Origin of the sequence: Bacillus sp. 007/AIA-02/001, assembly GCF_004634455.1 — a bacterium.
GTDB lineage: Bacteria > Bacillota > Bacilli > Bacillales > Bacillaceae_G > Bacillus_A > Bacillus_A cereus.
In genome coordinates, this window is the sequence record NZ_SEIY01000006.1 from 103,875 (window position 1) to 124,890 (window position 21,016).

A 21,016-nucleotide genomic window follows, 5' to 3' on the forward strand; every position below is an offset into this window, starting at 1 on the left:
AATATAATTAGAAACAATTGCTTACCATTAGTTATGTGACATTTTTCATAAGTTATTCATGTTGTTCAACTTTAAGATTTTTGAGAATAATACACACAGATTAAACCTTTTTTGAACTAACGATTTATCCGACTTGTTATTACACACATTAAGGACAATCTGGCTTCAATATTGTTCGCATAAACTCTTCTTTAAAAGCTGCATAGTTAAAACCAACAGCAATTCTTTGAATCGGCCGATTATCAAACCTTGTTGGCTCAGCTATTTTTCTAAAGTCTGCTACACTTTGGCCCCTAGTCACATCATTTGTCGTACTAATCCACACTGCCGATTTTTTATATTCGAAAATACTGTCATCTATAAACGAGATAAACGGTAGTAAATCGTGTATAGGACTTCCACCAATACCCGGATATTCTTTTTTATAGAAGTTCTCATAATAAAAATCAATCATTGGTTTAATGAGTTTCGCCTGTCCAGTTCCTTGTTTATCTATTATATTGGCCATTTCAGGCGTAATAAGCGCGCCCTGTGTTACATTTAACGGGTATATGCTAGCGTTTTTCGCATATTTCATAACAATATTTGCTGCAATTGGATCACCATAAAAATTCGCTTCAGATACTGGTGTAACATTACCTGGAAATAGGAAAGCGCCGCCCATTATATAATACGAACAAATACGATCCATTATATTTGGATACAATAAAAATAACGTAGCAAGCGTCGTTAGTCTCCCTGTCGCCACAATTATAATATCTTCTGGACAAGGTTCGATTAATTTGATTAATTCACAAAAATTTTCTCGTTTACAAATTCTCATCTCAGGTGGAATAATAGGACCTAAACCGTGATCCCCGTGGATTTCAGGGAAAAACAAAGGCTCTTCAGCTGTCATCGGTCTACTCGCACCTTCAATAATTTTCACTTGTGTAGCATAGTACCTTTCTAAAAAATAAACATTTTCCGTAACGATATCTCGTGATACATTCCCGTACTCAGCAACAATACCTAGAATATCTAATTTACATGTTTTATTTGCATAAATTAACGCTACGGCGTCATCAATACCAAAGTCTCCAAAAAAGATAATTTTCTTATTAACTATTCTCACCCCTCTTCAGCATAATCTACTATTATTATTATGTGAAAAAGACAAGGCGGTGAAACAGCGCAAACTAAAAAAGCCGCCTATTTATTGGCGACTTCAATCTTTTTATAAGACAAATATGCAAGTACATTTTTACTTGAATCGTATTTCGGGTTATTTCCTTTTCTCGGCTCTCTCATATGTGTCTTTTCAAATCCAGGAATGTCTGGCATTTTCCCCATAAATTCAAGCATTTCTTCCTCAGTACCTTCAATGCGTACACGAATCATTATAACTATTCCTCAATTCTCAGTTTCTCTGTACTAAGTATATCGTACTTCAGAAAGACTGCAACACATTTATCTTTTTAACGTTATACTTTTTTTACATATAAACATAGCCATTTCAGTATAGAACGATTCTACTTTATTATTTTTAAATTGAATATTAAAATATTCCTTCATTTCGTTTGGTGCTTTCATCATACATTCTGTTAATTTTTCACGCTTTTGTAAAGGGACATCCATCATATTACACCACCAGTCAAAATCAAACTTCTTATTAAAAGTAAGACATGACTGCATTTGTAAACCATTTTTTTCTAATAAAGTAAGCCATTCTGTCTTTTTTAGAGCTCGTTCATGACTTGGGTCACGCTTTTTTTCTATAAAATTATAAAATGTATCATATTCATTATTTTCTGGCGAAACATTATCTATTAAGATGAATAATCCATTATCCTCCAACGTACGATTTACTTCATAAATAAATTGAGCCGGACTCGTAAAATGATGGGCTGCAATCCGGCATGTAATTGTATCAAAAAAATGGTCTGCAAATGGTAAATTCTCTGCATTTCCTGCTACAAAAGATACATTTTCATGACCATTCTGCTTTATAAAAACTTTTGCTTTTTCTAACATCTGTTCTGTTAAATCAAGTGCAACTACTTCTTCAAACATAGGTGCTAACATATTTGCCACATGCCCGCCACCAGTAGCAACATCAAGAAGACGATTATTATGACGAGACTCAACTTGTTGAACTACATATTGTAAATCCAGTCCTTTAGCATGTATTTTACTATTTACATATTTATCTGCATTGCTGCCAAACTGTTTTTTCACAAGCTCTTCTTTACTCATATTATCATCTTCTTTCTATTGTTATTTACATATACGACTCATATAATTATTACAATTCTCTTAATGTATTTTCAAATCCTCTTTTCATCTCACTTCTTATCATATTTACCTTTCATTAAAATAATATAATTTTGCATTTTATTATTAAACAAAAAAAAGGCTATGGGAACTTCCCCCCTAACCTGAATAAATATTTACTACATTTTTATTTCTTCGTATATATCTATATAATATAAATCCTCTTTCAACTTCATAATAACATCTACTTCGTTATAAGTAGCCTCACGAGCATGTAAACCAAATTGATCCATACCAATCCATATCCACCCAGGTGTAAGATATAAAACATCTATATTAAAATAATCTAACTTAGTAAGCTCCGATGTAATAAATTTATCTTTATTAGCGATTTGTTTATCTATTAAACCGTATTCTTTCCCATTTTCAAATAGCGATATAAATTTCCCTACAATCGGATGTTCACGAACAATAAAATGATATTCTTTTTCCTCTATATTTACCACAATCAAACGAGAAACAGATAAATCAGGCCCTGAATTCGACATATTTGTTTATTCACCTCCTTATATAGGCTTCTTAAATATGATAACAAATGAATATTCAAATTAAGTTAATATAATGTAAAAAATAAAAAAGCTGATTTCCCTTTAGAAATCAGCCTTTATAATTTGATCAACTTTATTCTTTTACAAATTATTATAATGTTTCTTTTTCCTCATCATTTCCAGAAACTAAATTTCCTATAGCATCTGCTGTTACTTCCACTACAAATTCACAAATACCAGCCACAACTTCTCCAATTATTTCATCCATCTTTTTACCCCCTTATTTTATGTAACCTATTTGCATTATAGAAGAAACTGGTAAATACAAACTATCGAAAAAGGTGACATAAACCTTACAGAATTGTAAGCTCTTTCATTTCTTTACTTATCCCCTTTGAAACTCCAAGTATTTTTAGCAGACATATAGGCCATCATAATATGAAGCAAGTAATAATCTAGTGTCAGGAGGCGTTTAATATGTATTACGTAAAATTAATTAAAGGTCAATCTTTCTACGCTTTTGATCATCGTTTCTTAGTGTCTGAAGAAGAAGAGGTTTCAGAGAAAATTTATAATTACTTGCGACGTAATGAATTTTTTGAAGTACGTAAAGAAGAATATTCTGCTTAATTACAAAAAGCATTAAGAAAAATATCATCTTATTGTGATATATTCTTAATGCTTTTATGTGAATTTCTTCTTTTCAATAATTATTGTTGACTCTATTAAATAATCCAGTATTTGTCCAAGCTAATTCTTCACTATTTTCATATTCTAGTATATGAGGAGGTGAAGAATATGACTCATATCATTGATTACCAAGCTACTCAGCCTATAAGTAAAACTGGTGAAACAACTTTTGCAATCCCAGCTTCTCCAAATAAAGCAATTTTAGCAAATTTAAAATTGAGAATTTCAAGTAGAGATTCACGAAATAATCGAGTAGAATTAATCGCTACAATTGGTGTAGAAGGTATAACTGAGACTTCACAAGTTTTATTCCGAATTTTCCGTGATAACATTGAAATTTTTAATGCACAAGTAGGTATTGAATCTACAGATTCTGAACAATTCTACGTACAAACATTTCAAGCTATAGATCAAAACGTTAGCAGTGGAACACACGAATATTCATTAACTGTAGAAAACCTTACTAGTGGTGCAAGCGCAGAAGTTGTTGGCCCATTATCTTTTAGCGCTTTAGCTATTGGACAAGAGCGTAAATGTTGCTAAGTGAATCTAATATTTAATTTTGTACTTGAGAAAAGCGAGGCGTAGTTATACGTTCTTGCTTTTTTATATGTATCCTTACTTTCTATTAGCTTTAATCATAAATTTTTTACGTTTTGATTCACTTATTTCATCAATTAACACATCAAATTTTTGACAAATCAAAAAGATTGAAATCCAATTATGAAACACGTAATATAGACTCTGACTCTAAAAAAGTTCGTATGAAAATAGTGCATAAATAAGGAGGTTTTATATACGAGTTTTTCATTTTTAAAAGACGGAGAGGTTTTATGTTATGTGGCGTAATAAAAACGTTTGGATTGTTCTAATTGGGGAGTTTATTGCAGGTCTAGGATTATGGCTTGGTATTCTTGGCAACCTTGAATTTATGCAAAAATATGTCCCTTCTGATTTCATGAAATCAGTTATATTATTTATCGGACTATTAGCCGGTGTTCTAGTTGGACCTATGGCTGGCCGTGTCATCGATCAGTATGAAAAGAAAAAAGTTCTTCTTTACGCTGGGTTTGGTCGAGTTTTAAGTGTTATTTTCATGTTTTTTGCTATTCAATTTGAAAGTATCGCATTTATGATCGCATTTATGGTTGCTCTTCAAATTTCAGCAGCATTTTATTTCCCTGCATTACAATCTGTAATTCCACTCATCGTACGTGAGCATGAGTTATTACAAATGAACGGTGTACATATGAATGTTGGTACAATTGCTCGTATTGCAGGCACTTCACTAGGTGGAATTCTTTTAGTTGTGATGAGTTTACAGTACATGTATGCCTTCTCAATGGCAGCATACGCCTTATTATTCCTCTCGACTTTCTTCCTACAATTCGAAGACAAGAAATCAACAACACCAAGTAAACAAGCTGCAAAAGATAATAGCTTTATGGAAGTATTTCGTATTTTAAAAGGAATTCCTATTGCTTTTACAGCACTTATATTAAGTATCATCCCTCTATTATTTATAGCTGGGTTTAATTTAATGGTTATTAACATTAGCGAAATGCAACATGATCCTACGATTAAAGGGTTCATATATACAATTGAAGGTGTCGCATTTATGTTAGGTGCCTTCGTAATTAAACGTCTATCTGATCATTTCAAACCTGAAAAATTACTATATTTCTTCGCAGTTTGTACTGCTTTTGCACATCTGTCATTGTTCTTTAGCGATATAAAATGGATGGCTCTTACATCATTTGGTTTGTTTGGGTTTAGTGTTGGCTGCTTCTTCCCTATTATGTCGACGATTTTCCAAACGAAAGTGGAAAAAAGTTATCACGGTCGCCTCTTCTCATTCCGTAATATGTTTGAGAGGGTTATGTTCCAAATCGTCTTACTTGGCACAGGTTTCTTCTTAGATACAATTGGGTTACAATATATGGTTCTCATCTTTGGAGTCGTTTCATTATTGATTATTTCTATTTCCCTTTCTAAGCAGAAACATTATGAAAAACAGCATTCGCAATCTGCAAATTTATAAAATAAACAAAGAAGTATGGGTCTAATATTGAATCCATACTTCTTTGTTTTATAATACGCCTATTTATTACGTTTATTGAAATTACCTAAAGGAGTATCCCCTTTTATTTCGAATAGATTATAAAAAGTACTCTTTATAAAAGGAGTGGTAAAATGTCTGATGGCATCGAAGTATTTATTGTCCTGCTCTTTGCAATTGCTCTGTTTAGCATCCTAAACTTTTTAGCCATTTCCTTATCTGGACATAGTTTTAAAAAAAGAATCGTGGCAGGTTTCATATTTTTACTACTGACTCCCATTATCTTTTTGACTATCGCAACATTTGCTTCTATATTCGATAAAGCAGGATTTGGCGCAGGTACGTTAGCCTTTATGACCGCAAGCGTATATATATTAAATGGAATAGTGATTCTGCTTTCCTCTTTATTTATCCTCAAAAAAGACATAACATAGGCTATAGTACTAGCATGAATCTGACTTTACACTAGATTCATGCTTATTTAATTTCTCCTAAATTTTTATATGAAATTAAATAATTCTTTAAAAAAATTTAAACTTTATTTATTATAATATCCCTATCGTATTCGCACGTTTATTAAAATTTAAAAGAAAGGAGCACAAAATGAAAAAGGTTCTACTTACAATTCCTATACTAATCATCCTACTTAGTGGATGCAGCAATAACGATATATACGGTTCTTGGGAAGTCGTTGACAATAAAAAAGGGGAATGCCCTGTATATTATAAATTTGAAACAGTTATCAAAAAAGAAAATAAAGAGGAAATTGTGCAAAATTTAGTAGAAATGCAAACAACAAAGAATAAAGACGATTTATATAAAGGCTCATTTGTCAAAAATTCTAATATATATCACATTGATTATGGTAATTCATTTACATCGGACCAAACTTTAAAAGTTGCCGACGGTACATTAAATGTATACTTTTTGACAGCCGAAAAATTATGCACATATAAAAAGAAATGATTACATTTCAGAGGAGACGCAGAAAATATTTTCTGCGTTATTTCACTTTAGAAATCGTCCACAAAAATAGCCCTTGTTTTCGTATTCTTTTTCATTCAAAACATGAGAAATATACTTAATAAAAACTAGAAAATATCTTAAGTTATATAAAATGAATCCTATAATAGACATTTCAATTAACACATCTACGCTATTTACATCGTTACTTTTCAAAATAGGCTAATCCTTCCTCTAAATTTGTCAATCGTTTTAATTTTCATAAAAAAATGATAAAATATAAACATGTGTTTTCAGAATAATTAAAAATGAAGAATGAAAGCACTGTTTTAGGAGGGGTTTTGATGACTTACACGTTAGCAACTAGAATGAAAGCATTCCAATCTTCTATATTTAGTGAATTAGGAGCCTATAAAAAAGAAAAAATTGCAGCAGGTCATAACATGATTGATTTGAGCATCGGAAATCCTGATATGCCGCCCGCTGATTTTGTAAGAGAAACAATGGTACATACAGCGAGTGAGAAAGAGAGCTACGGGTATACATTATCAGGTATTCAAGAATTTCACGAAGCTGTAACTGAATATTACAACAACACTCATAACGTTTTATTAAATGCGGATAAAGAAGTTTTATTGTTAATGGGTTCACAAGACGGGCTCGTTCATTTACCTATGGTTTATGCAAATCCAGGTGATATTATATTAGTTCCTGATCCAGGATATACAGCTTATGAAACAGGTATTCAAATGGCTGGTGCAACATCTTACTACATGCCTTTAAAGAAAGAGAATGATTTCTTACCAGACTTAGAAGTCATCCCTGAAGAAATTGCCGATCAAGCAAAGATGATGATTTTAAACTTCCCAGGGAATCCCGTTCCAGCAATGGCTCATGAAGATTTCTTTAAAGAAGTAATCGCATTCGCGAAAAAGCATAATATTATCGTTGTCCATGATTTTGCTTATGCTGAATTTTATTTCGATGGTAATAAGCCAATTAGCTTTCTCTCTGTACCTGGTGCTAAAGAAGTTGGTGTAGAAATCAATTCTTTGTCAAAAAGTTATAGTTTAGCAGGTAGCCGTATTGGATATATGATTGGAAACGAAGAAATTGTTCGTGCACTTACTCAATTTAAATCTAATACCGATTACGGTGTATTTTTACCAATTCAAAAAGCGGCATCTGTAGCACTAAGAAATGGCGCTGCATTTTGTGAGAAAAACCGCGATATTTATCAAGAACGGAGAGATACTTTAGTCGATGGATTCCGAGCATTTGGCTGGAATGTCGATAAGCCAGCTGGTAGTATGTTTGTCTGGGCTGAAATTCCACAAGGATGGACTTCTCTAGACTTCGCTTATGCATTAATGGATCGTGCGAATGTCGTTGTTACACCTGGTCATGCATTTGGACCTCATGGAGAAGGCTTTGTACGTATTGCACTCGTTCAAGATAAAGAAGTATTGCAACAAGTTGTTGAAAATATTAGAAATAGCGGCATTTTCGTCCTTGAAAAAGTAGATGAATTAGTTAAAAATTAGTTCCCACTCCCCTGCTTAACTTTAGCAGGGGTATTATTAATTGGAGGTACTTTCATATGCATATTAAAGACACGCTTCCCCATCGTTATCCATTTTTAATGATTGATAAAGTAACAAATGTAAAACAAGGTGAATCCGTTACAGGATATAAACTCATTACAAATAACGAATGGTTTATAAATGATAGTCAAAAACATATGCCTCATATGTTAATTGTAGAATCACTTGCCCAGCTTAGTGCATTTGTACATACAAGTGATTCTGAAGGACTAGGATTTCTCTCCTCTTTAGATGGAGTTGAATTCCACGGAAAAGCATATCCCGGTGATAAACTTGATTTACATTATGAGCTAACGCGCAATCGCCGAGGTTTTATTCTTGGTAAAGGTATTGCAACTGTAAACGACCAGCCTATTGTAACTATAGAAAAACTATTAATATATCAAGCAGATTAAAGTGTTCCTTATATCAGTTGGAAATATCTATTCTCAACCAATTAAGTAAATAGGAAAACATATTACGTAGTTAGGAGCAGGAAAATGGAACGTACTATCGGTATCGATGCTGGAGGCACATTAACGAAAATAGCTTATTTTAACGAAAAAAAGCTATTAACTTTTGAAAAATTTTATTCACATGAACAACATAAAATAATAGATTGGATTAAAAACAACAATGGCATAAAACAAATATGTATTACGGGTGGTAAATCGAAACTATTACAGCATCTGCTTACAGGTTCATATAAAATAATAGAGCTAAACGAATTTGAATCTACTCTTGCAGGTGTCCAATACATATTAAAAGAAGAAAAACACACTATAAACAATTTTATTTTAACCAATATCGGTACAGGTACTTCTATCCATTATGTTTATAATGAACAATATATTCGCGCTGGTGGAACCGGAGTTGGCGGTGGGACTATTATGGGACTTTCAAAATTGTTAACAAATACAAATCATTTTGAAGATGTAATCCCTCTAACAAAAGTAGGATCTAGAAAAGAACTAGATATTACGGTTGGAGATATTTATAGTGGTATTCTTTCCCCTATCGATAATAACTTAACTGCTAGCAATTTTGGTAAAGCCGCTATTTCAGAATCGAAATATAATAGCTCAGACATACTTGCTACTATACAAGGACTTGTCGGTGAAGTCGTTACTGCATTAAGCCTTCAATTCGCTGAAACAAAAAACATTAAACATATTATTTATATTGGTTCGACTTTATGTAATAACGTACAACTTCAACATATTATAAGTAGCTACACCGAATATCAAAATAAAACACCAATCTTTTTACAAGATGGTGGTAATAGCGGTGCAATTGGTGCATTACTTCATGCTACGAAATAAAAAGCTGACTTTTGTCAGCTTTTTAAAAATGGCACTTCAAATTCAATAATTGATTCCCCGTTCTCTCCAATTCGCTCCACGCTTATTCTATCAATCACACAATTTAACTTCCCATGAAAACTAGGAATCTCCTTCACTACTTCAGCAGCTAATTTGGCACTTTCTTTTCTTCCGACTGTTACATGCGGGATGTACGGAATGTCTTCTTTCAAAAATTGTAATAAAGGTCCTGTATACAGCCTATCATGTAGTTCTTCTATTTGTTTTCTTCCTCTATCAACTTCTAAAAACAAATAGTTTCCTACGCTAGTGATACGATTTGCAAACTCAATTTCAATTTTGCCTCCCCCTTTTGATACATTAAAAATATGAGATTTTAATTCATCATTTGAAATATTACTCTTAAACGGGAATACGATTGTTATATGCGGTGGAATTAATCCAAATAAAGGATCATGTTTATGTCTAATGTTCTCTATTTTATTGATGGACATGTTGTTTAGAAAAAGTAAAATTGTACGCATTTTTATCCCCTCAACTTTTCCTCATTATAATATGTATCATATTCTATGACAGCCTGCCCTTCAACAACTTGTTTTGCTTACCTATAAAAATAAAAAAACCTCTCAAATGAGAAGTTTTCATATAGCATGATTATTATTTTCCCGCCAAACTTTCCTAAACTTTATATAACAAGCAATTCTCCATGGAATAATATACGAGACAGCAACAACGTAAAATAATAAACCAATCGTTTGTTGATCTAAATCAACGATAAATTGTCTTGAACCATATCTTAAAACGACAAGTGCAATAAAAGTAATTAAAAAAGCTGCACTTTTTTTCGTATAAATATTCCCATCATCTCTTCGCTCATAATTTGTTAGTGCTATAAGTGGTACAGAGAAAAGAATCCCAATAAATGCTGCTATCGCCACTTGTAGTACAGCTGGATGTACGGGACCTAAAAACCATACAATACCTGGTGTTAAAAATAGTAATGGCCATAAAATACGTTTTCCCGATCCCTTTATTGGCTTATACATGGAGCGATAACGACGCCAAAATATTAGTAGTGCAATGCATAAAAAAACGGTTATTAATGAAGAAGTATCTCCCATTTACTCTTCCTTCTCCCCTAAAATAATTGTATTTAAATTGTATCTTCAAACGAAACCTTACGAATAAATAGAGCGCTAATTACAATATATATGCAAATAAGAACTATCGAAACTAATATGAAATTAGGTATTTCTAGTAACATTTTACTATTAATAAACACCAACTCTTTTATACCTATCCCTGCATACATTGTACTCGCCAATCCGAATAAAACTATTATACTAAAGGCCAATCCGAACCAATTAAATCTTTTCTGAACAATAGTTATTGATTGGAATAAACAAGCTAATGTACTATAAAATATGAATTGTACAAAGAATTGTTCAATTGCAGATGCTCCTAAATTTACATGTTCTGTTTTATAAAATGTATCCTGTAAAAACAAAGCTTGAAGACATGAAAACAATGCTGATTGCAATAAATTAAAACATATTGAACCAATCAAAAATTGCAACCTAGTGACACCAAACGAGACGACTGTAGGAAAAATATCAAGTTGAATAAGAAACACGCTTATCACAATAAACATTACGATTACAATTGATGAATTATTGAAAATATCATGTAAAAATGCTACCTTTATTCCCTTTAAATCAGTTGCAGTCATTGTCCCTTTTATAAGTAATGCCACAGTCCAAAAGATAAGAATGGCTCTATACTGATATTTTATATGTAACTTCAACTGCTTCATTAACATCGTCATTTTATTTCACCACCAGTTATATGAATAAATAGTTTTTGTAATGTAATTCTATCAATTGATAACCCTTCTTTTTCAAGAGAGTAATAATCTTCATTAGAAAGTTCTTCCCATATAACAGAAATCCTCTTATTTCCATAAACTTCTCGATTTATTACTTTTTTATTGATTGAAAACTCATCCACTTTATCTTTTTTTCCTGAAATAATATGACCTTGTCGTAATAAATCTTCCACTGATGATTGAACAACAAGTGCACCTTCTTTTATGATGATTACATCTTCAATAACATGAGTTACTTCTTCTACTAAATGTGTTGATAATATAATTGTTCGTGGATGCTCACCGTAATCTTCTAGTAGTAGACTATAAAATAATTCACGGTGTGCTGCGTCTAAACCTGTAGTTGGTTCATCAAAAATAGTAATAGGTGCTCTACTTGCTAATCCTTGAATGATTCCGACAACAGTTTGCATTCCGTGTGATAATTTATGATATTTTTCTTTCAAATTAAGTTGAAATTTCCTAGCAAGTTCTTCAGCAAACTTTTGATCCCAGTTTTTATAAAACATGTTACATAAATTAAAAATCTCTTTAACTTTATTATTTAGATATGCAGCTTCTTTCACTTTAACAAAACAAATATTTTGCATCGCTTTACTATTCTCAAAAACATGTTCACCAAATATTGATATGCTTCCACTACTTGAAGTAATTTGACCTGCAAGTAAATTTAATAGTGTCGTTTTCCCTGCTCCGTTCCTTCCAAGCAAACCATATATTTTATGCTCTTCCAATGAAATCGTTACTTCATTTACAACTATTTTCTTTTTATATTTTTTCGTTACATCTTTCGTTTCAAGTGCAATCATCCCTCTTTCCCCTCCTTCGTAATCTTTTGAATCATATCCATCAATTCATTTTTTGATATTTCTAGTACTTTCGCTTCTTCCCACACTTTAGGTAAATATTCAGTCATAAAAGTATTTTGTCTTTTTTTTAGTACGACTTCTTTCGCTCCCTTTGCAACAAACATTCCGATCCCTCTCTTTTTATATAAAATCCCCTCATCTACTAATACATTCACCCCTTTAGCTGCAGTAGCCGGATTTATTTGTAACATCTTCGCAAATTGATTTGTCGATGGAACTTGTTCTTCTTCAAGCAATATGTCTTTTAAAATATCAGATTCAATCGTTTCTGCAATTTGTAAGTATATTAATTTATTTTGCTCCAGAGTAGGTTTCACACTTTCACCACCTTAGGTTCATAGGTTCATTACTTATGTAATTAACCATATCACATAAAAATGTTTTTTTCCATAAATTTCTTTTACAAAAAAGAGAATCATTCGTTTAAGAATGACTCTCTTTCTAAAATTTCGAAGTTTCAACTCTTGTTCTCAAATTCTTTTCATTTATACCATTTTGACAAAAGTTAAATTGTTGTCCCTTTATTGACTTTGTACGATCTACTATTTGCCCTAAATGATAACTTGTATGCTCCACTAAATGTAATAAACTATGAAGATCAATATGCCTTTTTTCTTCCCATACTTGTATATATACTTTTCCCCACTCATCAAATATTTCTTCAACAGTTTTTAACAAAGTTTCGGAGCTTAAATGTTTTATTGGAAAATATTCTTCAATTCCATTTTCAAAAACTATATTGGGACCCTTATAACGCCTTGTATTTCTCTGTAAATGTTCACAAATATGTAGTACGATTCCACCAATTGAATTAACAGCGGTCTCTTGTTTCCACAAATCTTCTTCACTAACGAGCCTAATTGCCTGTACTAACTTAGGTAAATAATGATCCTGCATTCTATGATAAGAAATTTTGTATACTAACTCCATCTTCTCCCCTCCATTATTTCAACTGGCTCACTGGATATTTAGCAAATAAAGATTTCCGAAAATCTTTATCTTCCACAAGCATTTTAATTTTTTCTTCATTGCCGTTAAAGAACTTTATAACTTTATTTTTATCCCATATATCTTTTTCTTTTGGAAAATCATCGAATATTCTATGCAAAATTGATAACATTTCTTCCCTCGTTATCTTAAAGTTTTTATTCTCTACCTGAAACTCATAAATTTTTGCATTTGGCACTAAAATCACTAAATATATAGCATTAAAGAAAAAATTCTTCTTCATCGTATCCTTCTCATCAAACCAATACGTCTCAATCATTTCTTCTGTAAGAGCCCCACTTTCTTTTGCGCCATAGTTCACTTTTATATTTTCATTTTCTAAACTTATACTTTGAACTGTTCCACCACCGGGTAAATGATTAACAATTGCAACCACATCTGAATTATTACCAACGTATGTCCCAGTATATTTCTTAAAATCATCTGACCTAATATCATATATATCTTTTATTCTTTCTCCATTAGAACAAGCCGCAATGAATAAAAAAATTGTTAGCATAACGATCATGTTATGATGCATATATTTCATTTAGCATCCCCCATTTTTATCGATATTTCGTTAATTACAATATTTACTTTCAAATCCCTTTTAAATATACGCATTTTAATCAAAATTAAAAATTTTCATTTTTTATGTTTACAATTATCCATTAATTGTATATACTTACTAACGTAAGAAAAAAATTCTAAAAGGAGGTCGAAGGAAATGATGAAATTACAATTACATGCATTAACTTTAGCGTTAACTGCACCTGTGTTTTCTGGACAATTAAATATGAATTCGACCACCCTAATGGAGAATTGAAAATCGTACTTTATTTCATTTAATTCATAAATTCGCCACAGGAGGCCGTATACTTTCCTGTGGCTTTTTCACGCCCAGCCATAGGAGAACTGTATCTTCCTGTGGTTTTTTTGCGCGATTTTTTAGTCTCTTACATTATTTTTCTAAGAAAGGAGCAACATTCAATGACTATTAGCGTATTGTTTTTAAGTATTACGATTCAAAGAAATATAATTTCCAAAGATGAAATTCTTCATAATGAGCAAATTGAAAAAGCTATGAATGATGTTAAGGAGCGCCAAGCACTTTACTGTGATCACCTGTAATTCCTTTTCGAAAGGAGGAATTCATTTATGACTTTTCATATTTTCTTTTTTACGACTGTACTTCAAAAAAATAATTTATCTGAAAATGAAATCAATCGTAAACAACAGTTAAAACAACTGACTGATAAAATAACTGACATTAAAAGTTCATACTACACTCAAATGTATTAAAAATATATTTTAAAGGGGTAATATATTCATGAAATTTAAAGCATTCTTTTTAACAATCACTATTCAAAAACGTAAGCTCTCACAGAAAGAGATTTTACGTGAACAACACATTCAGAATATTATGGACGAAGTAAAAGAGCTTCAATCTTCTTATTACACTCGTCTTTTCTAAATCACTTATAAAGGGGTAATTATTTTATGAAATTTAAAGTATTCTTTTTAACCATTACCATTCAAAAAAATAAATTTTCCGAGTCTGAAATGCTTCATGAGCGACAAATTAATCAGGCTATGGATTCTGTAAAAGAAAGACAAAGTCATTACTGTAGTCACCTGTAATTTCTTATTACACTCGTTTTTTCTAAATCACTTATAAAGGGGCAATTATTTTATGAAATTTAAAGTATTCTTTTTAACCATTACCATTCAAAAAAATAAATTTTCTGAGTCTGAAATGCTTCATGAACGACAAATTAATCAGGCTATGGATTCTGTAAAAGAAAGACAAAGTCATTACTGTAGTCATCTGTAATTCCAATTCGAAAGGAGGAATTCACATATGAAGTTTCACCTATTCTTTTTAACGATTACGATTCAAAAAGAAACAATATCTCAAAATGAATTAAAACAAGAAAGACAATATAAACAAGTTATTGATGAAATTCGAGATCGTAGAAGCAAATACTACACTCACCTTTAATCGTTTAACTATATAGAATTGAAAGGAGTCGATTATGATGATGATAGCACGCTGTAAGGAAATGATTTGGATAGTTCAGAGGGATTCCACATAGTTTTATAGAGCTTATATCACACAAGTTCATCGCTGAATTTGATGTATAAAAAATATATAATAAAATCAAATCAACCCGCTTTTAATTATTTTTTTATAAACAAAAGATACACCACTTAAAAAGAGGTGTATCTTTCTCAGGTTTTACTATTTCCGATTACTTCTCTTCGTCTTAAACAATCTCACTAAGTTCGAAACAACTGTTTTTGTTACTGCATAAACTGGTACTGCTAAAATCATTCCGATGATTCCAGCAAAGTTACCTACCCCTAAAATTAGGATAATAATTGTTAATGGGTGGATGTTTAATTTCGAGCTCATAATACGTGGTGAAATAATATTACTTTCAAACTGTTGTACAATTGTTACGATAATAATTACGTATAAGGCTTGCATCGGAGATACGAACAGTCCTACAATAACAGCTGGTGCTGCTCCGATAAATGGACCTAAGTTAGGAATGATGTTTGTAAATGCTGCAATAATTCCTAAAACGAAAGCGTACGGTAAATCGATAATTAAATAACCGATAAAAGTAAACGCACCTACAAATATACAAACGAGCGCTTGCCCTTGAATATATGCAGATAATGTTTCGTTCGTTTCCTTAATGATACGAAGCCCCTCTTCACGGTAAGACTCTGGTAATAAACTTACCGCTTTTCCTGGAAAGGCATGTCCATCTTTAAACATGTAAAATAAAATGAACGGTACAGTAAATACAACTAATGCAACGTTCGTGATAATACCAAATAAAGCCGTTGCACTCGACGTAATTGTATTTGGTATATCTTTTAAGTATTCAATCGCATTTTTTTCAATTGTTTCAATGGAAACGTAGTTTTGTGTAGATAACCATTCAAACAACCTATGATGTGATAATTCTTGTATGTATACTTTTCCTTCTTTTATGTAGCCTGGCATATTTTTTACTAAGTCCATTAGCTGTTGTGAAATCGTAGGAACAACTACTCCAACGCCAACCGCAGTTAATGTTATGATAAAAAGATATAACAGCAATATCGCTAAATTTCTAGGTACTTTTTTATTCTCCAAAAAGATTAATACAGGATTAAATATGAAGTATAAAAAAAGCGCGATTAAGATTGGGAAAAATAATGTTGATATGAAGATACCAATCGGTTGAAATAAAAATGATATTTTTGTGCAAATAAATATGATTCCTACAACCATTAGCACTTCTAATGTCCAAAAGTGCACTTTTGATTTCAAAAAAATGGCCTCCTTTAAACTAGCACTTCTCTTCATTGTACCAAAATAAGTATGAATTTCACATAATATTTTCCTTTACAATATTCCAAAATACCAATAAATACACTACAATGAGATTATATACAAATTTGCAGGTAAAGGTGATAAAAATGACACAATGCATCATTTGCAGAAAAGATACGAAAGAACTTAGTGAACAATATGTCATTCCAGAAATATTATGTGGATATTATTTCACAAACTCAATTTGTGATACTTGTCATGAACAAATGACAACAAATATTGATCGTCCTTTAATTAGGCATAAATTGAGTCAATTTAAGATTGAACAAATGAAAAGACAAATTGATTCCCCACTCTATACGAATGAGCACGGTGAGGAACTTGCGGCTGCTGAGACTGATGTTGTCGAAGTAAGCGACGAAATTCTTTATTCTAATGCATTAATTATGAAACTATGTAAAAAGCACGATATTTCCTTACATAATGAAATTTGGAAAGAGGAACGTGTAACGAAAGTAGCCAGTTCTATTCAACGTGAATTGCTATTGGATAACCGTAAATATAAAATGAGTATATTAAAAATGGCTTATACATTCGCTGTACAAACAGTTGATGGCTACTTTGAAGATCAAGATGCGATTGATATCTCTACCATTCTCTCAAATGCAGATTTCGTGGAACTAAAAGAAAAAAGCATTGTACGTGATTTAAGCAAAAGTTCTTTATGGAATACGCTAAATACAAGTAGTGAAAATCATTACTTTATTTTACTTAGCGATAAAGACGGTCTGTTTTGCTTCATTCGTTTGTTTGACATTTTTGATGTTGTCGTTCATTTATCAGAAAAAAGATTTGACCTTCCATCACCCATTGTCGGTGTAAATAATGTGAATACACAGAAATTTTATGTCCAAAGTTTAAAACAGTATATGGATGGGCTGTTTAAAGAAAAAGCACCTACTATATAACAGAGACCAGAACATACGGTCTCCTTTCTTGATGAAAAGACACTGTGTTATAATGAGTATGAAAAGAACAATACAATCACATAAACCAATTATAAATTGTATATAAATAAAAAAGACTAGTGTGCGGCTACACACTAGTCCACGTAACTTAGCAGATTGGATTGTTCATTTATCCTATTTGTTTCTTACAAACAAAACAACCCACATTCTATAGGCATAGGTGGGTTGTTATTTTTTGAGCTTGTCTATTAAAACGACGACGAACGTTAACAATGCAACGAGAAACAGTCCACCCTGCAGTAGCAACGCTATTTCACTCACGTATTATCACCCCCCTCCTACTCGGAGAAGTGATAATTGAACAACCAACCGCACCTTAAGTTACCCTTTAATTTTACCATATTTTCTAATAATTTACGATGAAAACCCGCAAGCGAATAACTTGCGGGTTTTTTATCCCGTGTTAACAGGCAGTAAACAAAATGGAGCAATAAATAAGTGAAACTTTATTTCTCACTATTTTTTTAATGCATATGCATCAGCAATCATTTCACCAACAATTTTATTTTCTTCTTTCTTCTCGTCTTTCAATAATGGGAATAACAATTCTGCCACTTCATACGCTTCTTCTAAATGCGGATATCCTGATAAAACAAACGTATCAATTCCTAACGATTCATATTCTTTTATCCTTTCTGCTACTGTATGCGGATTGCCTACAAGTGCAGTACCTGCCCCACCTCTTACAAGTCCGATTCCAGCCCATAAATTAGGGCTTATCTCTAACGACTCTCTCGTACCTTTATTTAAATGGGTCATCCGTTTTTGACCAACCGAATCATATCTTGCAAATGTCTTTTGAGCAAGCTCAATTGTTTCATTATCCACATATTGAATTAAACGTTCTGCCTCTTCCCATGCTTCTTCTTCTGTTTCTCTTACAATTACGTGTAATCTAATGCCAAATCGCACTGTACGCCCCTTCTCTTCTGCAAGTTTTCTTACTTCTTCTATTTTCTCTTTCACTTGCTCTGGCGGCTCTCCCCACGTTAAATATACATCACTATGTTCAGCTGCTACTTCTTTTCCAGCAGCTGACGATCCTCCGAAATATATAGGAGGATATGGTATTTGAACTGGTGGGAATACAACTTTACTATCTGTAACTTTAATATGTTTTCCTTCTAAAGAGATCGTTTCACCTTGCAATGTCGATTTCCAAACTTTTAAAAATTCATCCGCTGCTTCATATCTTTCATCATGATCAAGATATAATCCATCTCCTTGTAGTTCAACTGGATCTCCTCCAGCTACTACATTAATAAGCAGCCTCCCATGTGAAATTCTATCAAATGTAGATGCCATCCTCGCTGCAACTGTAGGGGACATTAGTCCTGGTCTCACTGCTACTAAAAATTTTAGTTTTTCTGTTTCAGCAGCAAGAGCTGAAGCTAACACCCAAGGGTCTTCACATCCTTGACCAGTTGGAAGTAAAACACCCGTATATCCTAAATAATCAGCTGCCGCAGCAACTTGCTTATAATAACCATATTCAGCTGCTCTTCCTCGTTTTGTCGTTCCTAAATATCGACCATCTCCATAAGCCGGAATAAACCATAATAATTCCATACCTTTACACACCCCTTATTTATTTTGAATCGTATACTAACACATTCTATATAAATTACCCCTAATAATTTATATGTTAATTCCCTGTCTCACCTTTAAAGTTATCTCGCCATCTTAAAAACTTCACTTCTAGTAAACGTACTAGAGAGTCAGAAAACTTCCCAACAAATGCAAATATAATTATGCCGACAAATACGATATCTGTATTTGAAAATTGCCTTGCATCCATAATCATATAGCCAATACCTTCTGTAGACCCCATAAGTTCTGCTACTACTAAACTCACCCACGCAACACCTAACGATAACCTTGCTCCTAGTAAAAGGTTAGGCAATGCAGCTGGTAAAATTAGTTTCGTGATTAATTTTCTTTTACTAAACTCTAACACTCTCGCAACATCAAATAACTTTGAATCCACACCTCTAATACCTAAAAATGCGTTTACGTATAAAGGAAAAAATGCACCATCTGCAATTAATAACACTTTTGATGTTTCACCAAAACCGAACCATAATACGAAAAGCGGCGCAACAGCTAAATGAGGTACAGTTCTTAACATTTGCACAGATGGGTCTAAATATTGCTCACTTCTCGTTGAAAATCCAACAATCGTTCCTAAAATGATTCCTAAGCCCCCACCAATAAAGAAACCACCCGCAGCCCTGAATACACTAATACTTAAATGGCCGAATAACTCTCCTGTTTTAATAAGCTCTTGGAAAGCTAGAAAAATATCTAATGGTGTTGGTAAAACTGTTTTAGAAACAAGACCGAATACGCCAGCCAACTGCCAAATTATTAATATAATAACCGGTATAGTAATCGCCCTTACTAAAACTTTTACATTTAACTTTCGTACCTTCTTTATGCCATTTTTCTTAATCGTTATACTCGCTGGTTTCATAACAGCTTTCGTATTTTCCACTTTACAAAACCTCTTTTCACTTCGCTTTCAATGCTTTTTCTACGAAAGAATTATCTACAACTTTTTCCGTCTTAATTTCTTTCTTTATAGAACCGAGCTTATATTGAAAATCCGCAGTCTTTTGTTGTTCTGCTATTATTTCCTTAGTTACCGGAACTAAAATTGGTTTGTCGTGATTAAACACTTCTTTTACAATCTCTGCATCTATCTTTTTTACAGAAGTGTATACTTTTATTGCTTCATCTAAGTTAGCATCTTGCCATACACGTGCTTTCTCATAAACTTTGAGGAATTTCTCAACTAATTCTGGATGTTCTTTCGCAAATTTTGTCCTCGTAATTAAAAATTCTGGTGAAGAGACATTTAATGTTTCACCGTCTGCAATCACCTTCGCACCTTTATTTAACGTATGTAATGATATGAAAGGGTCCCAAATCGCCCATGCATCTACTGATCCTGATTCGAATGCAGGCTGCGCTTCATCTGGTTGTAATTGAATGACATTTACATCTTTTGCATCAATACCTTCTTTATCAAGTGCTCGATATAATAAATTAAAGGCACTACTTCCTTTTGCTACTGCAATTTTTTTACCTTTTAAATCTTTTACACTCGCAATCTTACTATCTTTTTGAACGAGAATTCCAGTTCCTTTTCTCGCATAACTTGTATTGGCGATTTCGGTAAATCCAATACCTGCTGCTTGCGCTGAAATGACTGGAGAATTCCCTACTTCACCAAAGTCTAACCGGTTTGATGCGATTGCTTCAAAATAAGGAGGTCCACTTTGGAACTCTGTCCATTTCACTTTAACTCCTTCTTTTTTAAACTCCTCTTCAAACCATCCCTTTTTCTTTGCTAGTAATAGCGGGCTTAATCCTTGTTGTATACCAATTTGTATTGTTACATCTTCTTTCTTACTACTTGCTGTACTTTTTTCACATCCTAACAAACATACTGATATAGCTAAAGCAAAAGAAAGAATTTTTAATTTTTTATACATA

At 32.4% G+C, this 21,016-nt stretch carries 31 protein-coding genes; 15 read left to right on the forward strand and 16 right to left on the reverse strand.

Annotated features, from left to right (window positions below):
• Positions 1-148: 148 nt before the first annotated feature.
• From ES895_RS15075 to ES895_RS15090, 4 genes are all read right to left on the reverse strand, one after another.
• A complete protein-coding gene (locus ES895_RS15075; protein ID WP_001223680.1) occupies positions 149-1,114 on the reverse strand; it encodes a nucleoside hydrolase in 966 nt (321 codons plus the stop codon).
• A gap of 77 nt (positions 1,115-1,191) precedes the next feature.
• Entirely contained in the window at positions 1,192-1,380 is a 189-nt protein-coding gene (locus ES895_RS15080) for a DUF3970 family protein (RefSeq protein ID WP_000621885.1), read from the reverse strand.
• A 69-nt stretch (positions 1,381-1,449) separates the two neighbouring features.
• Positions 1,450-2,235 (reverse strand): class I SAM-dependent methyltransferase, encoded by a 786-nt coding sequence (locus ES895_RS15085; protein ID WP_000031306.1) that lies wholly within the window; start codon positions 2,233-2,235, stop codon positions 1,450-1,452.
• 197 nt (positions 2,236-2,432) lie between these two features.
• Positions 2,433-2,801 (reverse strand): hypothetical protein, encoded by a 369-nt coding sequence (locus tag ES895_RS15090; RefSeq protein WP_000071478.1) that lies wholly within the window; start codon positions 2,799-2,801, stop codon positions 2,433-2,435.
• Between the two features lie 477 nt (positions 2,802-3,278).
• On the opposite strand from ES895_RS15090, the gene ES895_RS15095 reads away from it, so the two are divergent.
• The 8 genes from ES895_RS15095 (at position 3,279) to coaW (ending at position 9,418) form a co-directional block, all read left to right on the forward strand.
• Positions 3,279-3,431: a YqbF domain-containing protein gene (locus ES895_RS15095; RefSeq protein WP_000291905.1), complete on the forward strand. Its 153-nt coding sequence runs from the start codon at positions 3,279-3,281 to the stop codon at positions 3,429-3,431.
• 168 nt (positions 3,432-3,599) lie between these two features.
• Positions 3,600-4,034 (forward strand): exosporium protein ExsC, encoded by a 435-nt coding sequence (exsC, locus tag ES895_RS15100; RefSeq protein WP_000148797.1) that lies wholly within the window; start codon positions 3,600-3,602, stop codon positions 4,032-4,034.
• Positions 4,035-4,329: 295 nt separating this feature from the next.
• A complete protein-coding gene (locus ES895_RS15105; RefSeq protein ID WP_000269261.1) occupies positions 4,330-5,532 on the forward strand; it encodes an MFS transporter in 1,203 nt (400 codons plus the stop codon).
• Between the two features lie 152 nt (positions 5,533-5,684).
• Positions 5,685-5,984: a hypothetical protein gene (locus ES895_RS15110; RefSeq protein WP_001279464.1), complete on the forward strand. Its 300-nt coding sequence runs from the start codon at positions 5,685-5,687 to the stop codon at positions 5,982-5,984.
• A gap of 169 nt (positions 5,985-6,153) precedes the next feature.
• Complete coding sequence (locus ES895_RS15115) at positions 6,154-6,516, forward strand: hypothetical protein (protein ID WP_000757016.1); 363 nt, start codon at positions 6,154-6,156, stop codon at positions 6,514-6,516.
• Between the two features lie 341 nt (positions 6,517-6,857).
• On the forward strand, positions 6,858-8,057 hold the full coding sequence (locus ES895_RS15120; RefSeq protein WP_000222698.1) for an LL-diaminopimelate aminotransferase: 1,200 nt from the start codon (positions 6,858-6,860) through the stop codon (positions 8,055-8,057).
• Between the two features lie 56 nt (positions 8,058-8,113).
• On the forward strand, positions 8,114-8,512 hold the full coding sequence (locus tag ES895_RS15125; RefSeq protein ID WP_000547659.1) for a 3-hydroxyacyl-ACP dehydratase FabZ family protein: 399 nt from the start codon (positions 8,114-8,116) through the stop codon (positions 8,510-8,512).
• 84 nt (positions 8,513-8,596) lie between these two features.
• Positions 8,597-9,418 carry a type II pantothenate kinase gene (coaW, locus tag ES895_RS15130; protein WP_000442495.1) on the forward strand — a complete coding sequence of 274 codons (822 nt, stop codon included), beginning with the start codon at positions 8,597-8,599 and terminating at the stop codon, positions 9,416-9,418.
• 14 nt (positions 9,419-9,432) lie between these two features.
• On the opposite strand, the gene ES895_RS15135 is transcribed toward coaW, so the two are convergent.
• The 7 genes from ES895_RS15135 to ES895_RS15165 all read right to left on the reverse strand — a co-directional run bounded on the left by ES895_RS15135 (position 9,433) and on the right by ES895_RS15165 (position 13,709).
• Positions 9,433-9,942, reverse strand: a complete 510-nt coding sequence (locus tag ES895_RS15135; RefSeq protein WP_001259213.1) for a 2'-5' RNA ligase family protein — start codon at positions 9,940-9,942, stop codon at positions 9,433-9,435.
• A gap of 117 nt (positions 9,943-10,059) precedes the next feature.
• Positions 10,060-10,539 (reverse strand): CcdC family protein, encoded by a 480-nt coding sequence (locus ES895_RS15140; protein ID WP_000502975.1) that lies wholly within the window; start codon positions 10,537-10,539, stop codon positions 10,060-10,062.
• A gap of 32 nt (positions 10,540-10,571) precedes the next feature.
• Positions 10,572-11,243: a DUF4052 family protein gene (locus ES895_RS15145; RefSeq protein WP_000178185.1), complete on the reverse strand. Its 672-nt coding sequence runs from the start codon at positions 11,241-11,243 to the stop codon at positions 10,572-10,574.
• Positions 11,240-12,112, reverse strand: a complete 873-nt coding sequence (locus ES895_RS15150) for an ATP-binding cassette domain-containing protein (protein WP_135238457.1) — start codon at positions 12,110-12,112, stop codon at positions 11,240-11,242. Before ES895_RS15150 ends, ES895_RS15145 begins: the two co-directional genes overlap by 4 nt.
• Positions 12,109-12,489 (reverse strand): GntR family transcriptional regulator, encoded by a 381-nt coding sequence (locus tag ES895_RS15155; RefSeq protein ID WP_000805199.1) that lies wholly within the window; start codon positions 12,487-12,489, stop codon positions 12,109-12,111. The genes ES895_RS15150 and ES895_RS15155 overlap by 4 nt, the downstream gene beginning before the upstream one ends.
• 124 nt (positions 12,490-12,613) lie before the next feature.
• Complete coding sequence (locus ES895_RS15160; protein ID WP_048567574.1) at positions 12,614-13,102, reverse strand: hypothetical protein; 489 nt, start codon at positions 13,100-13,102, stop codon at positions 12,614-12,616.
• A gap of 13 nt (positions 13,103-13,115) precedes the next feature.
• Complete coding sequence (locus ES895_RS15165; protein ID WP_000876535.1) at positions 13,116-13,709, reverse strand: DUF4825 domain-containing protein; 594 nt, start codon at positions 13,707-13,709, stop codon at positions 13,116-13,118.
• Positions 13,710-14,149: 440 nt separating this feature from the next.
• On the opposite strand from ES895_RS15165, the gene ES895_RS15170 reads away from it, so the two are divergent.
• Genes ES895_RS15170 through ES895_RS15195 form a run of 6 tightly spaced genes read left to right on the forward strand, consistent with a single transcriptional unit; the run spans position 14,150 to position 15,161 of the window.
• On the forward strand, positions 14,150-14,290 hold the full coding sequence (locus ES895_RS15170) for a YrzI family small protein (RefSeq protein WP_000156176.1): 141 nt from the start codon (positions 14,150-14,152) through the stop codon (positions 14,288-14,290).
• A gap of 27 nt (positions 14,291-14,317) precedes the next feature.
• A complete protein-coding gene (locus ES895_RS15175) occupies positions 14,318-14,461 on the forward strand; it encodes a YrzI family small protein (RefSeq protein WP_000142715.1) in 144 nt (47 codons plus the stop codon).
• Positions 14,462-14,489: 28 nt separating this feature from the next.
• Positions 14,490-14,633, forward strand: coding sequence for a YrzI family small protein (locus ES895_RS15180; protein ID WP_000668961.1), 144 nt, complete (start codon positions 14,490-14,492; stop codon positions 14,631-14,633).
• Positions 14,634-14,659: 26 nt separating this feature from the next.
• Positions 14,660-14,800, forward strand: coding sequence for a YrzI family small protein (locus tag ES895_RS15185; protein WP_000669805.1), 141 nt, complete (start codon positions 14,660-14,662; stop codon positions 14,798-14,800).
• Positions 14,801-14,852: 52 nt separating this feature from the next.
• A complete protein-coding gene (locus ES895_RS15190) occupies positions 14,853-14,993 on the forward strand; it encodes a YrzI family small protein (RefSeq protein WP_000669805.1) in 141 nt (46 codons plus the stop codon).
• A 27-nt stretch (positions 14,994-15,020) separates the two neighbouring features.
• Positions 15,021-15,161 (forward strand): YrzI family small protein, encoded by a 141-nt coding sequence (locus ES895_RS15195; protein WP_000668497.1) that lies wholly within the window; start codon positions 15,021-15,023, stop codon positions 15,159-15,161.
• Positions 15,162-15,401: 240 nt separating this feature from the next.
• On the opposite strand, the gene ES895_RS15200 is transcribed toward ES895_RS15195, so the two are convergent.
• A complete protein-coding gene (locus ES895_RS15200; RefSeq protein ID WP_000837892.1) occupies positions 15,402-16,487 on the reverse strand; it encodes an AI-2E family transporter in 1,086 nt (361 codons plus the stop codon).
• Positions 16,488-16,636: 149 nt separating this feature from the next.
• Between ES895_RS15200 and ES895_RS15205 the strand changes: the two genes are divergently transcribed.
• The gene (locus tag ES895_RS15205) at positions 16,637-17,458 is read left to right on the forward strand and encodes an HNH endonuclease (RefSeq protein WP_000189710.1); all 822 of its coding nucleotides are present in this window, start codon (positions 16,637-16,639) and stop codon (positions 17,456-17,458) included.
• Between the two features lie 228 nt (positions 17,459-17,686).
• Here the strand turns inward: ES895_RS15205 and ES895_RS29765 are convergent, their stop codons facing one another.
• The 4 genes from ES895_RS29765 to ES895_RS15220 form a co-directional block, all read right to left on the reverse strand.
• Positions 17,687-17,779, reverse strand: a complete 93-nt coding sequence (locus tag ES895_RS29765; RefSeq protein ID WP_001289320.1) for a putative holin-like toxin — start codon at positions 17,777-17,779, stop codon at positions 17,687-17,689.
• 195 nt (positions 17,780-17,974) lie between these two features.
• Complete coding sequence (ssuD, locus tag ES895_RS15210) at positions 17,975-19,087, reverse strand: FMNH2-dependent alkanesulfonate monooxygenase (RefSeq protein WP_000422258.1); 1,113 nt, start codon at positions 19,085-19,087, stop codon at positions 17,975-17,977.
• A gap of 76 nt (positions 19,088-19,163) precedes the next feature.
• Positions 19,164-20,012, reverse strand: a complete 849-nt coding sequence (locus ES895_RS15215; protein ID WP_135238458.1) for an ABC transporter permease — start codon at positions 20,010-20,012, stop codon at positions 19,164-19,166.
• A gap of 16 nt (positions 20,013-20,028) precedes the next feature.
• Positions 20,029-21,015, reverse strand: a complete 987-nt coding sequence (locus ES895_RS15220; RefSeq protein ID WP_000277087.1) for an aliphatic sulfonate ABC transporter substrate-binding protein — start codon at positions 21,013-21,015, stop codon at positions 20,029-20,031.
• Position 21,016 lies beyond the last annotated feature (1 nt).

Coding starts and splice junctions, on each gene's coding strand:
- ES895_RS15080 (WP_000621885.1), bottom strand. CDS start 1,380: ATGATTCGTGTACGCATTGAAGGTACTGAGGAAGAAATGCTTGAATTT.
- ES895_RS15085 (WP_000031306.1), bottom strand. CDS start 2,235: ATGAGTAAAGAAGAGCTTGTGAAAAAACAGTTTGGCAGCAATGCAGAT.
- ES895_RS15090 (WP_000071478.1), bottom strand. CDS start 2,801: ATGTCGAATTCAGGGCCTGATTTATCTGTTTCTCGTTTGATTGTGGTA.
- ES895_RS15095 (WP_000291905.1), top strand. CDS start 3,279: ATGTATTACGTAAAATTAATTAAAGGTCAATCTTTCTACGCTTTTGAT.
- exsC (WP_000148797.1), top strand. CDS start 3,600: ATGACTCATATCATTGATTACCAAGCTACTCAGCCTATAAGTAAAACT.
- ES895_RS15105 (WP_000269261.1), top strand. CDS start 4,330: ATGTGGCGTAATAAAAACGTTTGGATTGTTCTAATTGGGGAGTTTATT.
- ES895_RS15110 (WP_001279464.1), top strand. CDS start 5,685: ATGTCTGATGGCATCGAAGTATTTATTGTCCTGCTCTTTGCAATTGCT.
- ES895_RS15115 (WP_000757016.1), top strand. CDS start 6,154: ATGAAAAAGGTTCTACTTACAATTCCTATACTAATCATCCTACTTAGT.
- ES895_RS15120 (WP_000222698.1), top strand. CDS start 6,858: ATGACTTACACGTTAGCAACTAGAATGAAAGCATTCCAATCTTCTATA.
- ES895_RS15125 (WP_000547659.1), top strand. CDS start 8,114: ATGCATATTAAAGACACGCTTCCCCATCGTTATCCATTTTTAATGATT.
- coaW (WP_000442495.1), top strand. CDS start 8,597: ATGGAACGTACTATCGGTATCGATGCTGGAGGCACATTAACGAAAATA.
- ES895_RS15135 (WP_001259213.1), bottom strand. CDS start 9,942: ATGCGTACAATTTTACTTTTTCTAAACAACATGTCCATCAATAAAATA.
- ES895_RS15140 (WP_000502975.1), bottom strand. CDS start 10,539: ATGGGAGATACTTCTTCATTAATAACCGTTTTTTTATGCATTGCACTA.
- ES895_RS15145 (WP_000178185.1), bottom strand. CDS start 11,243: ATGACGATGTTAATGAAGCAGTTGAAGTTACATATAAAATATCAGTAT.
- ES895_RS15150 (WP_135238457.1), bottom strand. CDS start 12,112: ATGATTGCACTTGAAACGAAAGATGTAACGAAAAAATATAAAAAGAAA.
- ES895_RS15160 (WP_048567574.1), bottom strand. CDS start 13,102: ATGGAGTTAGTATACAAAATTTCTTATCATAGAATGCAGGATCATTAT.
- ES895_RS15165 (WP_000876535.1), bottom strand. CDS start 13,709: ATGAAATATATGCATCATAACATGATCGTTATGCTAACAATTTTTTTA.
- ES895_RS15170 (WP_000156176.1), top strand. CDS start 14,150: ATGACTATTAGCGTATTGTTTTTAAGTATTACGATTCAAAGAAATATA.
- ES895_RS15175 (WP_000142715.1), top strand. CDS start 14,318: ATGACTTTTCATATTTTCTTTTTTACGACTGTACTTCAAAAAAATAAT.
- ES895_RS15180 (WP_000668961.1), top strand. CDS start 14,490: ATGAAATTTAAAGCATTCTTTTTAACAATCACTATTCAAAAACGTAAG.
- ES895_RS15185 (WP_000669805.1), top strand. CDS start 14,660: ATGAAATTTAAAGTATTCTTTTTAACCATTACCATTCAAAAAAATAAA.
- ES895_RS15190 (WP_000669805.1), top strand. CDS start 14,853: ATGAAATTTAAAGTATTCTTTTTAACCATTACCATTCAAAAAAATAAA.
- ES895_RS15195 (WP_000668497.1), top strand. CDS start 15,021: ATGAAGTTTCACCTATTCTTTTTAACGATTACGATTCAAAAAGAAACA.
- ES895_RS15205 (WP_000189710.1), top strand. CDS start 16,637: ATGACACAATGCATCATTTGCAGAAAAGATACGAAAGAACTTAGTGAA.
- ssuD (WP_000422258.1), bottom strand. CDS start 19,087: ATGGAATTATTATGGTTTATTCCGGCTTATGGAGATGGTCGATATTTA.
- ES895_RS15220 (WP_000277087.1), bottom strand. CDS start 21,015: ATGTATAAAAAATTAAAAATTCTTTCTTTTGCTTTAGCTATATCAGTA.